Source organism: Candidimonas humi (assembly GCF_019166065.1).
In the GTDB taxonomy this organism is placed as follows: Bacteria; Pseudomonadota; Gammaproteobacteria; order Burkholderiales; family Burkholderiaceae_B; genus Candidimonas; species Candidimonas humi.
In genome coordinates this window covers 15,646-27,901 of record NZ_JAHTBN010000011.1, presented here as the reverse complement: position 1 = coordinate 27,901, position 12,256 = coordinate 15,646, and the positions used below count along the sequence as shown (strand labels likewise).

Here is a 12,256-nt window from a genome sequence, read left to right as displayed (position 1 = left end):
TTGGTCTTGCGTCCGTCGCGACGGGGCCCGATCATGGCCCCGCCATTCTGGCCATTCTGGCCATCCCGGCCATCTCCGCCTTCGCTCGTCGGCCGCCGCGCCTCAGCCCACTTCGCGCTTGATTTCCTGGTGCCTGCGCTCCATTTCCTGGCGCAGCTCGCGGCGCAGCTGCGCCGCCTTGAAGCGCGTCTTTTCTTCCTCGGTGGCGGGGACCAGCGGCGGCACTTCCACCGGGACGCCCTGGTCGTCGACCGCGATCATCGTGAAATAGCAACTGTTCGTATGGCGCACCAGCTTGCGCCGTATGTCTTCGGTGACGACCTTGATGCCGATTTCCATGGAAGTGCGGCCGGTATAGTTCACCGAGGCGTGGAAGGTGACCAGCTCGCCCACGTGTATGGGTTGGCGGAACATTACCTGGTCGACCGAGAGCGTGACCACGTACGTGCCCGCATAACGGCTGGCACAGGCATAGGCCACCAGGTCCAGGTGCTTGAGTATCGAGCCGCCGTGGACATTGCCGGAGAAATTGGCCATGTCCGGCGTCATGAGTATGGTCATGGAAATCTGGTGCGAGGCGTCGTTCATGGCGTGGCGGTCCGTGCGTAGGGCAAAAAGGTGGGGGCGGGCGCCGTACGCGGATAAAATCCGCCGCGGCGTCCCGGAGATTTCCGGGCAAGACCGTTACTGTAAAGAAGTAAAGCAAAAAGAAGAAGTACAGTAGTAGCGCCCGACGAAAAAATATAGTGTGCAATGACGACAGATATGCCGATACCGGATTCCATGGAAAGCCGCCTTGCGGCGATACGCGAGCGCATCGCCGCGGCCTGCGCCCGCGCGGGGCGTGCGCCCGGCGAGGTGACGCTGCTGCCGGTCAGCAAGACCTTCGGCGTCGAGGCGCTGCGCCAGGCCATGGCCCTGGGGCTGCGTCGCTTCGGCGAGAACAAGACCCAGGAGATGCGCCAGAAGGCCGCGCAGTTCGGCACCGACGCGCCGCAATGGGTGATGATCGGCCACCTGCAGACCAACAAGGCCCGCGACGCGGCACGGCTGGCGGCCGAAGTGCAGTCGCTCGACCGGATCGAACTGGCGCGCGAACTGGACCAGCGCCTGCAGAAAGAAGGCCGGGCGCTGGACGTGCTGGTGCAGGTCAAGACCTCGCCCGAACCCAGCAAGTTCGGGCTCGACCCAGCCTGCTTGCCGGACTTCCTGCGCCAGCTCGCCGCGTTCCAGGCGCTGCGTCCGCGCGGCCTCATGACCCTGGCCGTGCAGTCCGACGACCCGCAGGCGGTGCGGGCTTGCTTTCGCAGCTTGCGTATATTGCGCGAACGCCTGCGCGAGGACGGTTTCCAGGGCCTGGAGCGCCTGTCCATGGGCATGAGCGGCGACTTCGAGCTGGCCATCGAAGAGGGCTCGACTGAGGTCCGCATCGGTTCGGCGCTGTTCGGTGCGCGCAGCTACCCGGCGCGTGAGCCGGGGGCAGCATAGGCCCGCATGGGCGGCGCGCCTGGCCTTCGGTTGGCGGACAGGGGTACGGGCGAACAGTCGCATAGGCGAATAGGCAGGCGGACGGACGGGCATACAGGCGGCTAAGCCATGCCGCAGCCGTGCACGAGCCCGCGCCGCGAGCCGGATTCGCGCGCCGGGCCAGGGTATCTCGCCCGCTGCAGCGCAATGCCACGGCGGCCGGGCTTCTGCTAGAATTTTCGCGGACTTCGCCGCGGCCTCATGCGGCGGCGGGCCGGACGGCGTGGGCATCTACCATGCTTCGACACAAGAAACGAAAACCAGGAGCAACGATGCGATATTTCCAGAAACTCATGTTGGCCGCCGTGCTGCCCGCGGTGTACGCGACACTGCCGCTGGCGGCGCAGGCCGCGGCCCCGATCACGGCCGGTTCCATCACCAATAGCCCGCCGATGATTTCCTATGCCTCGGACGGCACCACGCTGCAGGGCGTCATCGTCGACCTGGCCGCGGCCATGAGCAAGCAGATGGGCCGCGAGATCGTCTTCAAGGCCATGCCCTTCAGCGGCCTGCTGCCGGCCATGCAGGCCAAGCGCATCGACATCTCCTTCACGCTGATGAACGATACGCCCGCGCGCGAAAAGCTGGTGGACTTCGTCGACTTCTTCAACCTCGGCACCATGCTGCTGATCAAGAAGGGCAACCCGCAGCATGTCCAGAGCCTGGAAACCATGTGCGGCATGACGGTTTCCACGGTGCAGGGCTCGACGCAACTGGCGCTGGTCGACGAAATGAGCGCCAAGTGCGCCGCCGCCGGCAAGCCGCCCATCAAGAACATGCAGTACGCCCAGCCTTCGGACGCCCGCCTGCAAGTCCAGACCGGCCGCGTGGCGGCATTCCTGGGCAACTCGCCGGTCATGGTCTACCTGGCCAAGACGGCCGAGAACGGCAATCTGTTCGATGTGGTGGCCGGCCATGAATACCAGCCGGTGCCGCTGGGCATCAGCGTGGCCAAGGACGACACCGCCTTGCGCGACCAGTTGCAAAAGTCCCTGAACGCCCTGATCGCCGACGGCAGCTACCTCAAGATCCTGCAGAAATACGGGGTCGAGGGCGGCGCACTGAAGTCGGCCACGATCAACGCCGGCAAGAACCTCAAGCTATGACCAAGGGCCAGCGCCCCGCCGCCCGAGCCGGACGGCCCGCATGACGCGCATCGTTCCGTTGCGGCGCCCCTGGCTCTGGACGGGCAGCGCGGTCGTGGGCGTGCTGCTGGTGCTGCTGGCCATATCCGTATTCCGCAATCCCAACATCCAGCACCCCGTCATCGCGCAATACCAGTTCGCGCCGGCCATCATGCAGGGCCTGCGCACCACGGTGGTGCTGGCGGTGCTGGCGGAAATCATCGGCCTGGCCCTGGGCACGGTGCTGGCGCTGATGCGCCTGTCGTCCAGCCCGGTGCTGCGCCTGAGCAGCGGCTTCTATACCTGGCTGGTGCGCGGCACCCCGCTGCTGGTGCAGATCCTGCTGTGGGGCAACCTGGCGCTGCTGTTCCAGCACATAGGCCCGTTCGACACCAATACGCTGATGACGCCCTTCGTCGCCTCGGTGGTTGCCCTGGGCCTGAACGAAGGCGCCTACATGGCCGAGATCATGCGCGCCGGGCTGCTGGCGGTCGATCATGGCCAATACGAGGCCTCGCAGGCGCTGGGCATGAGGCGCGCGCTGGCCATGCGGCGCATCATCCTGCCGCAGGCCCTGCGCGTCATCATCCCGCCGGCGGGCAACCAGTTCATCTCGCTGCTCAAGGCCACTTCGCTGGTGTCCGTGATCGCCGGGGGCGACCTGCTGACGGCCGCCGAGAACATCTCCTCGGCCAACCTGCACACCATAGAACTGATGCTGGTGGCCACTTTCTGGTACCTGGTGCTGACCACCATCACCAGTATCGGCCAATATTTCGTAGAGCGGCGCCTGGCGCGCTCGGGGACGGGGCATGGCGCACGCTGACACCCTTGTCGCCGGAAAACCGGGGCTCGCGGGCCGCGAGGCCGCGCCGCGGCCCATGGTGCGCGCCGTCGATGTGCACAAGCGCTACGGGCGCGACGAGGTGCTCAAGGGCATAGGCCTGGAAGTCGCCGCCGGCGAGGTATTGTGCCTGATCGGTCCTTCGGGTTCGGGCAAGAGCACCTTCCTGCGCTGCATCAACCATCTGGAAAAAATAGACGGCGGCCAGCTCTGGGTCGACGGCGAGCTGATGGGCTACCGGGCCCGCGGCGACCGTTTGTACGAACTGGGCGAGCGCGACGTCTGCCGCCAGCGCTCGGCCATAGGCATGGTGTTCCAGCGCTTCAACCTGTTTCCGCACATGACGGTGCTGGAAAACGTCATCGAGGCGCCGATGCGCGTCAAAGGCGAAAGCCGGGCCCAGGCGGTCGAGCACGCGCAGGCGCTGCTTACTCGCGTGGGCATGCAGGCCAAGGCCCAGGCCTATCCGGCCCGCCTGTCGGGCGGGCAGCAGCAGCGGGTCGCCATCGCGCGGGCGCTGGCCATGCGGCCGCGCCTCATGCTGTTCGACGAGCCCACCTCGGCGCTCGACCCCGAACTCGTCGACGAGGTGCTGGCGGTGATGCGCGGCCTGGCCGAGGACGGCATGACGATGGTGGTCGTGACCCACGAAATAGCATTCGCCCGCGATGTCGGCGACACCATCGCGTTCATGGACGGCGGCGTCATCGTCGAATCGGGGCCGCCCGGCGAAGTGCTGATGCGCCCGCGCCACGAGCGCACCCGGGCCTTCCTGTCGCGCGTCATCGCGGCCGATGCGCGCCAGGCGGCGCACGGGGATGATGGTATTTCCTAATGCCTGGCGCCCCGGGCTTCCGGCATAATCCTTGCTGGTTCGCATAATCGTGTTATGCCATGCGTAATACATGCGGATACGGCGCAAGAACGCGCCGGCCATGAATAATGAATCCGAACCCGGCCCGTATCGTATGGTGCTGCACCACGCGGGCCAGCCAGCCTTGAGGAGTTTTCCCATGTCCAGATTGTTGAAAGGGCTCGTGGCCGCATCGGCCCTGAGCATTGCCGGCATTGCCTCCGCCGCGTCCTGGCCGAGCTCGCCGGTGAACTGGGTGGTGCCCTATGCCGCGGGCGGTGGTTCGGACGTGATCGCGCGCATGGTGGCGGCCGAACTCCAGAAGAAGCTCGGCACCAACGTCATCGTCGAGAACAAGCCGGGCGCGGGCACTATCATCGGCGCCACCTATGTCGAGAAAGCCAGGCCCGACGGCTACACCATAGGCACCGCCGATTCCGGCACCCTGGCCTACAACCCTTCGCTCTATTCCCATCTGCAGTACGACCCGGCCAAGTTCACCTACATCGGCGGCCTGGCGCGCTTTCCCCTGATGCTGGCCGTCAATGAAAAGTCGCCCTTCAAATCGTTGGCCGATGTGCTGGCCGCCGCGCGCAAATCGCCCGGCAAGCTGACCTCCGCCTCGGCGGGCAACGGCTCGCCGCACCACCTGGCGCTGGAAATGTTCAACCAGCGCGCCGGCGTGAAGATCGTCAACGTGCCCTACAAGGGCGCCGCCCCGGCCATGACCGACCTGCTGGGCGGCCAGGTCGACATGGCGTTCGTGGATTCGGCCTCGGCCTATGCCAATATCAAGGCCGGCAAGATCCGCGTGCTGGCCACCGCCACGCCACAGCGCATTCCCCTGCTGCCCAATGTGCCGACCATGGCCGAGGCGGGCGTCAAGAACTTCAATGCCTACGCCTGGCAGGGCCTGGTCGGCCCGGCCAAGCTGCCGGCCGACGTCGTGACCAAGATCAGCACCGACCTCGAGGCCGTGCTCAAGAGCCCGCTGATCGACGGCAAGATCCGCGCTATCGGCGTGGAACCCATGCCCATGTCGCCGGCGGAATTCAAGAAGTATTCCGATGACCAGGAAGCCGAATGGGCCAAGGTGATCAAGACCGCGGGCATCAAGCTGGACTGAAGCGGCAATAGGCGGGGGGAAAAATACCCCCACGCTGCGCCTTCGGCTTGCTTTCCACCTCGCGGCTTTGCATGCCGCTCGGATTCGCCAGGCACAGCGCAGTCCGCAGGGACTGCGCCATGTCGGGGCTCATCCCCAAGGGGGCGCTTTTTGCCTTGGGGCGGCCCGGCGGCAAAAAACCCACCCGTTGATCCGGCCCCTGCAAGCCGGGCGGTCGGCAGCCCAAGCCCCAAGGCCTGGGTTCGGCATTGCGCCGGACTCGGGCCTTTTGTTTTGGAGGAATACATTTGGGGATACAGTGAGCAGGTCCTGGCTTCGATTGCAGCGTTGCCGATTGCGGATTGCAAGGCCACCGATTGCGGTAAGATCGCCATGAAGCTTCATTTCAGGGATTCTCATAGGGGATGTTCATGCGTTACGCCAAGTACGCGGCCGCCGCGCTGCTGATGTATTCCGTGACCCAGTTGGCCTGCGCCGGCACGCTGGACGTGGTCAAGAAGCGCGGCTACGTGCAGTGCGGCGTGACCACCGGTTTTGCGGGCTTTTCGGCACCCGATTCCAAGGGCGAATGGAAGGGGCTGGACATCGATATGTGCCGCGCCGTGGCCGCGGCCACGCTGGGCGATGCCTCCAAGTTCAAGGCGGTGCCGCTGAATTCGCAGCAGCGCTTCACCGCGCTGCAGTCTGGCGAGATCGACCTGCTGGCGCGCAACACCACCGTCACGCAGCAGCGCGATACGGCGCTGGGCGCGATCCATGCCGGCATCAATTACTACGACGGCCAGGGCTTCCTGGTGCCCAAGTCACTCAACGTCAAGAGCGCCAAGGAACTCGACGGTGCGACGGTCTGCATGCAGACCGGTACCTCCAACGAAAACACCATGGCCGACTGGGCGCGCGCCAACGGCGTCCACTACAAGCCGGTGGTCATCGAGCAGTTCAACGAGGTCGTCAACGCCTTCGCAGCCGGGCGCTGCGACGTCTTCACCACCGATGCCTCCGGCCTGGCGTCGATCCGCATTTCCAAGCTCAGCAAGCCCGATGACTACATGGTGCTGCCCGAGATCATCTCCAAAGAGCCGCTCGGGCCCTATGTGCGCCAGGGCGACGACAACTGGCTGAATATCGTGCAGTGGTCCCTGTACGCGATGATCGATGCCGAAGAGCTCGGGCTGACCTCGAAGAATGTCGACCAGAACCTGGACAGCAAGAACCCCGACGTGCGGCGCCTGCTGGGCGTGATTCCCGGCGCGGGCAAGAACATGGGCGTCGACGAGAAGTGGGCCTACAACATCATCAAGCAGGTCGGCAATTACGGCGAGAGCTTCGAGCGCAATGTCGGCATGGGCAGCCCGCTCAAGCTGCAGCGCGGCCTGAACGCCTTGTGGACCAAGGGCGGCCTGATGTACGCCCCGCCGCTGAACTGATGCCGGGCTGAACCGCCGGGCCGGCCTTGAACGGGCCGGCCATGCTTTTCTGCCGTGTCGGGTGTCGGGCAGCCCCCGTTGCCGTTCGCGCCCATGGGCGCAGGGCGGGTTCGGGGCGCAGGACAGATTCGGGCGCAGGACCCGTGGCGCCAAGGCGCCGCTATCGGCGCCGGTAGACCTGGGCGATGCGGTGGAACGCGGCCTGCAGTTCGCGGGTGCCGGCCTGGAACACCACCGGCCGGCCGTGGCGGCTGAAGCAGATCAGCCGCTTCGAAGTCAGCATGGGTATGAACCTGACGAACAGGATGTCGTCCCATGCGATGCGGCGCCGCCGTATCCAGCTTTGCTCGATGCCGTCCTGCGTGATGCGGGTTTCGGACACCAGCATGAAGCGCGCCACGATCAGCAGGGCCAGGAAGCAGACTATCACCACCGCCGCGGCGATGGGACTGACATCGTGCCTGTGCGGGCCGGTGGCAAAGTGCGTGATTTGCATGCCGACGATGATCAGCACCGCCCAGGCCATGACCTTGATGAGCGTGGGCCACGCGGTGCCGCGCAGCGGCAGCGGCCCGATGTCGCGCAGAAGGGCGGCGCGTTCTTCGGCGTCGGGGCCGCCGGCACCCAGTCCCGGCTCGCCGCTTGCGGGCGCCGGATTGCCGTCCGGGGCGGAGGAGATCATTGCTGTCTTTTCCAACTGGCTGGGATCGGACCCGGCAGGCGCCGCGCCGCCTGCATGGTTTAAGGGTTCGCCGCTATTGCCCATCTATCAGGCCGCCTTGCGGGCCGCCAGCGCATTGCCGGCGCGGCTCGAGGTCTTGCGGCCTATGCTTGCGGAGATCCACATGCCGATGTCGACCACTTCGTTCAGGTCCACGCCGGTGTCCACGCCCAGGCCGTCCATCATGTACAGCACGTCTTCGGTGGCGACATTGCCGGTCGCCCCCTTGGCGTAGGGACAGCCGCCCAGACCCGCCACGGATGTATGGAAGATGCTGATGCCTGTTTCCATGGCCGCCAGGATATTGGCCAGCGACTGGCCGTAAGTGTCGTGGAAATGGCCCGAAACCCGCGCCGGGTCGACCACTTTGGTGACTGCCTCCATTACCTGGTGCACGCGCGTGGCAGTGCCCACGCCTATGGTGTCGGCGACGTCGATCTCGTCGCAGCCCAGCGCCAGCAGGCGCCTGGCCACGTCGACCACGGATTCTATCGGCACCTCGCCCTGGTAGGGGCAGCCCAGCGCGCAACTGATGCTGCCGCGCAGGCGCACGCCGGCCTGCTTGGCCGCCTGCGCCACGGGTTCGAAGCGCGCGATCGATTCCGCGATCGTGCAGTTGATGTTCTTCTGCGAAAAAGCCTCGCTGGCTGCGCCGAATATCACTACTTCGTCGGCCCGCGTGGCCAGGGCGCCTTCGAAGCCCCGCAGGTTGGGGGTGAGCACCGAATAGATAGTGCCCGGCCGGCGCTCGATGCCGCGCATTACCTCGGCGCCGTCAGCCATTTGCGGCACCCACTTGGGCGAGACGAAGGAGGCGGCCTCGATATTGGGAAAGCCTGCCGCCGACAGGCGGTCGACGAGCTCGATCTTGACCTCGGTGGCGATGAACTCTTTTTCGTTCTGCAGGCCGTCGCGCGGCGAGACTTCGACGATCTTGACTTTGGCTGGTAGAGACATGGATAGCCTTCCTGGTGATTGATATTGTCCCGGTGAGAACAGGCAATCGCTCCGGCGAGAACAAGCGATGCCGTGACATCGAGCCCAGCCGCGGTTTTTGCTGCGGCGTCGAGCCGGGCTGCGGTGTCGCCGCGGCAGGCCCATGGACCGGGCCGCCAGTTCCGCATATTCCGCGGCCTGCCTAGGCCGGGCCGATATGGCGCGGACCGGCATGCCACGGCTTGCCGTGCGGATTCAAACTTCAATCATAAGCTTTTTGGCGGCGCTGGTAGCGGCCGTCGTCCAGCCTGGCGATCGCGTCGTCCAGCTCGAGAGCCAGCAGTGCGGCATGCAGCGCCGCCACCGGCAGTTGCGTGCGCCGCTGCAGCGTGTCGACGTCCGCCGGATCGTGGCCCATGGCCTCGAACACGCGCTGCTCTTCGGCGGCGCGGGGCGCCGGCGAGCTGCCGCCGGCCGCGGGCATGTTTGCGGACTGTGTTCCGGCCTGCGCCCCAGTCTGCGCGGGCCGGCCGGGGGGTCTTGCATCGGGCCTTGCATGAGACGTTGCATCGGCTGCGGCGGACTCGGCGGCCATGCCGGGCAATGGAAGCGCGGCCGAGCGCGGCAGACTGCCGGTCGCGGGGACATCGCCTGGAGCCGACGCCGCGCGTGCCGCCGTGGCGGCTCGCGGCCCGAGCTCCTCGAGAATATCGGCGGCGGACTCCACCAGCTTGGCGCCTTGGCGGATCAGCGCATGGCAGCCGCGCGACAGGGGCGAGTGGATGGATCCCGGTATGGCGAACACTTCGCGGCCGATTTCCGTGGCCAGGCGGGCGGTGATGAGCGAGCCGGACTGGCGCGCGGCTTCCACCACCAGGATGCCGCGCGCCAGTCCGGCGACGATGCGGTTGCGCCGGGGGAATTGATGCGGCAGTCCGGGGGTGCCCAGTGGCAGTTCCGAGACCAAGGCCCCGTGTTCGGCGATTTCGTGGGCCAGTTGATGGTTGCGCGACGGGTAGATGATGTCTATGCCTGTGCCCAGCACGGCGACGGTGCCGCCGCCCTGGGGGCCGGCGAGCAGGGCGCCGCGGTGGCTGGCCGCGTCTATGCCCATCGCCAGGCCGCTGGCGATGCACCAGCCTTGCGCGGCCAGGTGGCGGGCGAAAGCCTGCGCATTGTCGATGCCGCCGGCGCTGGCATTGCGTGCGCCCACCATGGCGATGGTGGGCGCCGACAGCAGTTCCGGCCTGCCGTTCACGTACAGCAGCAGGGGAGGGTCGTGGGTATCGAGCAGCGCCGCGGGGTAGGACGGGTCGGCCAGCGTCACCATGTGGTGGCGCGGATGCCGCAGCCATTCCAGCGTACGCGTTGCCAGGTCCTGCGCTGCCTCGGACATGGGCGCGCCCAGGGCTTGCGCCAGCTCCAGGGGCAACAGGCGCGCCAGGGCGGCCGGGCGCGCGGCGTAGATATGCTGGGGCAGGCCCAGGGCCTGCAGCAACTGGCGCGCCTGCACGGGGCCGAGCCCCGGCTCGGCCGCCAGGCGGACCCAGGCGGAAATTTCTTCGGGAGGCAGATGTAGCGGCATGACGCGAGTGTGGCACAGGATGGCGCCTTGGTGCAGCGGTAAGTGACCGGGATAGCCGCCCCCTGTGGCAGGGGTGCGTCTGCTGGCGAATCCCGCCTGTCGCGAGGCGGGCCTCGGGCCGTGTCGCGGGCCGGCCTTTGCGCCGGATCCGCGTGATGTATGCAGGCCTTTGATTTAATATAGAGTTTTGATATATGGCCCGGGCGGCCGTGCTGCGGGGATGTCGTTTGCGGTGCCGCCGGCCGCGCGGACCCGCCGGCTTTGCCGGGCGCGGCACCCAGCGGCCCACGCGGCCCGCGGCTTGCGCCGCCTCGCAAGGCGCCGCCCGACACACTGGATCTACGTATGGCTTTGCTTCCTATTCTTCGCTATCCCGACCCACGCTTGCGCAAAGTCGCCAAGCCGGTGGCCGTCGTCGACGATCGCATCCGCAAGCTGGTGCGCGACATGGCCGAAACCATGTACGAGGCGCCGGGCATAGGGCTGGCAGCTACGCAGGTGGACGTGCACGAGCGGGTGGTGGTCATCGATATTTCCGACGAGTGCAACGATCTGCTGGTCTTGATCAATCCCGAAATCACCTGGAAGAGCGAAGAGCAAGAGATCTCCAAAGAGGGCTGCCTGTCGGTGCCGGACGTCTACGACGAAGTGCGCCGCTCGGCGAGCATCCACGTGCGCGCGCTGAACGAGCAGGGCGAGCCTTTCGAGTTCGACGCCGACGGCATGCTGGCCGTGTGCGTGCAGCACGAGCTCGACCATCTGCTGGGCAAGGTATTCGTCGAATACCTGTCGCCCCTCAAGCAGAACCGCATCCGCACCAAGATACGCAAGCAGGAACGCCTGGAAGCCCAGCGCATGTAGTATGTGGCGCGGCCATGGGCGGCGGGGCGTCTCGATGCCCAAAGCTTCTCGATGGCCATGGCATAGGCTGCTCGTTGCACGCGCTGCTTCGGGGTGTTGCGCGAACGAGGCCTGAGCTTGCCCCCCAGCCCGCCTGCCGCAGCGGGCGGCCCTGACAGGCTCTTCCAGGCAAGCCCCTCGCCGCCGTCGGGGCGCTTGCTATCATGCGGTTTTGAAACCGCCGTATCCATATCATCATGCGACTCGTCTTTGCCGGAACCCCCGAATTCGCGCGCCTGGCGCTGGACGCCTTGCTGGCGCACGGGCACGAGGTCGGCCTGGCCCTGACCCAGCCCGACCGCCCGTCGGGGCGCGGCATGAAGCTCGTGCCCGGTCCCGTCAAGCAGGCGGCCGAGGCGGCGGGCATACCCGTGCTGCAGCCGCGCAGCCTGCGCCTGGACGGCAAATACCCCGAAGAAGCCCGGGCCGCGCGCCTGGCGCTGGAACAATATGCTCCGGACGCGATGGTAGTGGCTGCGTACGGGCTGATCCTGCCGCAATGGGTGCTGGACCTGCCGCGCCATGGCTGCCTGAACATCCACGCCAGCCTGCTGCCGCGCTGGCGCGGCGCGGCGCCGATCCAGCGCGCCATCGAGGCCGGCGACGCGCGCAGCGGGGTGACCATCATGCAAATGGATGCCGGGCTGGACACCGGCGCCATGCTGCTGCGCAAGGAAATCCCCATAACGCCGCAACACAATGCCGCGCGCCTGCACGATGAACTGGCGGCGCTGGGGGCGCAAGCCATCGTCGAGGTGCTGGACCGGCTGCCGGCCGGCATCGAGCCGCAAGCCCAGCCGGCCGACGGCGTCACCTATGCCGCCAAGCTGGACAAGGCCGAAGCCCCGCTGGATTTTTCCCGTCCGGCGCAGGAACTCGAACGGCGCGTCCGGGCCTTCGACCCGGTGCCCGGCGCCACCGCGCGCCTGCCGGGCCTGGCCGAGCCGGTCAAGGTCTGGCTGGCCGAGGCGCTGGCGCGCCCCGCAAGCCGCGCGCCCGGCGAAGTCGAAGCCGTGGGGCCGCAAGGCATAGACCTTGCCACTGCCGATGGAATATTGCGGCTGCTTGTGCTGCAGAAGGCCGGCGGCAAGCGCCAGCCGGTCGACATATTCGTGCGCGGCTGGCAGCCGCAAGCCGATTCCCGGGGCTGAAGCGGCAGGGGCCGGCCCGCGCATGGCCTGGCAACGCTCCTGCGCAAGGCTCCTGCCTTGCG

The 12,256-nt window shown here is 66.9% G+C and carries 12 protein-coding genes; 8 read left to right on the top strand and 4 right to left on the bottom strand.

From position 1 onward, the window contains the following. Positions 1-102: 102 nt before the first annotated feature. Positions 103-588 carry an acyl-CoA thioesterase gene (locus KVP10_RS18385; RefSeq protein WP_217966196.1) on the bottom strand — a complete coding sequence of 162 codons (486 nt, stop codon included), beginning with the start codon at positions 586-588 and terminating at the stop codon, positions 103-105. A gap of 177 nt (positions 589-765) precedes the next feature. On the opposite strand from KVP10_RS18385, the gene KVP10_RS18380 reads away from it, so the two are divergent. The 6 genes from KVP10_RS18380 (at position 766) to KVP10_RS18355 (ending at position 6,901) form a co-directional block, all read left to right on the top strand. Next, entirely contained in the window at positions 766-1,488 is a 723-nt protein-coding gene (locus tag KVP10_RS18380; protein WP_217966273.1) for a YggS family pyridoxal phosphate-dependent enzyme, read from the top strand. A gap of 311 nt (positions 1,489-1,799) precedes the next feature. Further along, positions 1,800-2,633: an ABC transporter substrate-binding protein gene (locus KVP10_RS18375; RefSeq protein WP_217966195.1), complete on the top strand. Its 834-nt coding sequence runs from the start codon at positions 1,800-1,802 to the stop codon at positions 2,631-2,633. A 40-nt stretch (positions 2,634-2,673) separates the two neighbouring features. Further along, entirely contained in the window at positions 2,674-3,477 is an 804-nt protein-coding gene (locus KVP10_RS18370) for an amino acid ABC transporter permease (RefSeq protein ID WP_217966194.1), read from the top strand. Between the two features lie 55 nt (positions 3,478-3,532). Continuing rightward, positions 3,533-4,330 (top strand): amino acid ABC transporter ATP-binding protein, encoded by a 798-nt coding sequence (locus KVP10_RS18365; protein WP_217966272.1) that lies wholly within the window; start codon positions 3,533-3,535, stop codon positions 4,328-4,330. Positions 4,331-4,508: 178 nt separating this feature from the next. Next, positions 4,509-5,474 (top strand): Bug family tripartite tricarboxylate transporter substrate binding protein, encoded by a 966-nt coding sequence (locus tag KVP10_RS18360; RefSeq protein ID WP_217966193.1) that lies wholly within the window; start codon positions 4,509-4,511, stop codon positions 5,472-5,474. A gap of 410 nt (positions 5,475-5,884) precedes the next feature. Continuing rightward, entirely contained in the window at positions 5,885-6,901 is a 1,017-nt protein-coding gene (locus KVP10_RS18355) for an amino acid ABC transporter substrate-binding protein (protein WP_217966192.1), read from the top strand. A gap of 160 nt (positions 6,902-7,061) precedes the next feature. Here the strand turns inward: KVP10_RS18355 and KVP10_RS18350 are convergent, their stop codons facing one another. The 3 genes from KVP10_RS18350 to dprA form a co-directional block, all read right to left on the bottom strand. After that, positions 7,062-7,583, bottom strand: coding sequence for a hypothetical protein (locus KVP10_RS18350; RefSeq protein ID WP_246600827.1), 522 nt, complete (start codon positions 7,581-7,583; stop codon positions 7,062-7,064). A gap of 87 nt (positions 7,584-7,670) precedes the next feature. Next, complete coding sequence (locus KVP10_RS18345; RefSeq protein ID WP_217966191.1) at positions 7,671-8,579, bottom strand: hydroxymethylglutaryl-CoA lyase; 909 nt, start codon at positions 8,577-8,579, stop codon at positions 7,671-7,673. A 241-nt stretch (positions 8,580-8,820) separates the two neighbouring features. Then, a complete protein-coding gene (dprA, locus tag KVP10_RS18340) occupies positions 8,821-10,143 on the bottom strand; it encodes a DNA-processing protein DprA (RefSeq protein WP_217966190.1) in 1,323 nt (440 codons plus the stop codon). A 345-nt stretch (positions 10,144-10,488) separates the two neighbouring features. Here dprA and def point away from each other — a divergent pair, with 345 nt between their 5' ends. Beyond that, entirely contained in the window at positions 10,489-11,004 is a 516-nt protein-coding gene (gene def / locus KVP10_RS18335) for a peptide deformylase (protein ID WP_217966189.1), read from the top strand. Between the two features lie 236 nt (positions 11,005-11,240). Beyond that, positions 11,241-12,194: a methionyl-tRNA formyltransferase gene (fmt, locus tag KVP10_RS18330; RefSeq protein ID WP_217966188.1), complete on the top strand. Its 954-nt coding sequence runs from the start codon at positions 11,241-11,243 to the stop codon at positions 12,192-12,194. Positions 12,195-12,256: the final 62 nt, after the last annotated feature.